The organism is Serratia sp. 506_PEND (assembly GCF_001076875.1).
GTDB classification, from domain to species: domain Bacteria; phylum Pseudomonadota; class Gammaproteobacteria; order Enterobacterales; family Enterobacteriaceae; genus Serratia; species Serratia marcescens.
This window is the reverse complement of sequence record NZ_JVEL01000179.1, coordinates 1-1,825: the sequence shown is the minus strand read 5'-3', so window position 1 is coordinate 1,825 and position 1,825 is coordinate 1. Positions and strand designations below refer to the sequence as shown.

General features: G+C 60.5%; 2 protein-coding genes and 1 pseudogene. All 3 read left to right on the top strand.

Annotated features, from left to right (window positions below; all coding sequences use genetic code 11):
- A pseudogene (locus ADK28_RS31265) lies at window positions 1-93 on the top strand (phosphoenolpyruvate synthase regulatory protein); the annotation flags it as partial.
- Window positions 94-289: 196 nt separating this feature from the next.
- A complete protein-coding gene (locus tag ADK28_RS04410) occupies window positions 290-1,336 on the top strand; it encodes a 3-deoxy-7-phosphoheptulonate synthase (protein WP_015377715.1) in 1,047 nt (348 codons plus the stop codon).
- 105 nt (window positions 1,337-1,441) lie between these two features.
- Window positions 1,442-1,825 (top strand): glutathione peroxidase (locus tag ADK28_RS04405; RefSeq protein WP_048794987.1); only part of this gene is annotated, 384 nt, incomplete at its 3' end.

Genomic DNA, 1,825 nt, shown 5'->3' with positions numbered 1-1,825 from the left:
CAGATCCGCTACCTCAATACCACCAACTATTCGGTCGAAGAGATCTCCACCAAAATCCTCGACATCCTTGGCATGAGCCGCCGCATGTTCTGATCTTTCCCTCGCGGGGCCCCGTGCCCCGCCGCCTGCCGTTTATTTCAGCAGCAGCTGATTTTTTTGTGCTTTTTTTCGCGGCTTTGATCAACAGAACACAATCTCTACGGTTGAATTCAGCGCTTTTTGCGTTATTGTGATCGCCATCACTTCCCGGCACTCCTGCCGCAGAGAAGAACAGTTTCCAGGGAACAACATGCACAAAACAGATGAACTGCGGACCGCGCGCATCGACAGCCTCGTCACGCCGCAAGCGTTGGCGGACAAGCTGCCGATCTCGGCGGCCATCGCTGATAACGTGACAGCGTCACGTAAACGCATTGAAAAAATCCTCACCGGTGAAGACCGCCGCCTGCTGGTGGTGATCGGCCCCTGCTCGATCCACGATCTCGACGCCGCCGTCGATTACGCCGGCCGGCTGAACGCCCTGCGCGAGCGCTACCAGGATCGCCTGGAGATCGTGATGCGCACCTATTTCGAAAAACCGCGCACCGTCGTCGGCTGGAAAGGCCTGATCTCCGATCCGGCGCTGGACGGCACCTTCCAGGTCAACCGCGGCATCGAAATGGCACGCCGCCTGCTGCTGGAAGTGAACCAGCTCGGCCTGCCGACCGCCACCGAATTCCTGGACATGGTTGTCGGCCAATACATCGCCGATCTGATCAGCTGGGGCGCCATCGGCGCACGCACCACCGAAAGCCAGATCCACCGTGAAATGGCCTCGGCGCTCTCCTGCCCGGTCGGCTTCAAAAACGGCACCGACGGCAACACCCGCATCGCCATCGACGCCATTCGCGCGGCGCGCGCCGGGCACATGTTCCTGTCGCCGGACAAACATGGCCAGATGACCATCTACCAGACCAGCGGCAACCCATATGGCCACATCATCATGCGCGGTGGCAAAACGCCGAATTACCACGCCAGCGACATCGCCGCCGCCTGTGACAGCCTGCGCGAGTTCGATCTGCCGGAGCACCTGGTGATCGACTTCAGCCACGGCAACTGCCAGAAAATGCACCGCCGCCAGTTGGAAGTGGCCGACAACGTCTGCCAGCAGATCCGCGCCGGCTCTGCCGCCATCACCGGCGTGATGGCGGAAAGCTTCCTGGTGGAAGGCACGCAGAAGATCGTCGCCGGCCAACCGTTGACCTATGGTCAGTCGATCACCGATCCTTGCCTGAGCTGGTCCGACAGCGAACAGTTGCTGGCGATGCTGGCGGATGCGGTCGATAGCCGTTTCTGACGCAACATAGACCGGGGCCTCGCCCCGGCTTTCTCCCTTCTGTCCCGCTCATCTATACTGATTGCAACGCTTTAGCACCCGCCGAAACGCACTGGGAGCCCCGGCATGATTCACTCTCTGTTATCCATTCCCTGCGTCACGCTGCAGGGCGAGCAAAAAACGCTGGGCGATTTCCCGGCGCGCGCTTACCTGGTGGTCAACACCGCCAGCAAGTGCGGCTTCACTCCGCAATACCGCGGGCTGGAAAATTTGTGGCGATACTATCGCGAGCGCGGCCTGATGGTGCTCGGCTTCCCCTGCAACCAGTTTGGTTCTCAGGAGCCGGGCAGTCCGCTGGAGATCGCCAATTTTTGCAGCCTCAACTACGGCGTCAGTTTCCCGCTGTTCAGCAAGATCGACGTTAACGGCCCCGGCGCCCACCCGCTGTTCAATGAGCTGAAACGTCTGGCGCCCGGCATTCTGGGCAGCCGCCGCATCAAATGGAATTTC

What these genes read in the sequence shown, in the direction of transcription:
- ADK28_RS04410 (WP_015377715.1), top strand. Translation starts at nt 290, where the DNA reads ATGCACAAAACAGATGAACTGCGGACCGCGCGCATCGACAGCCTCGTC.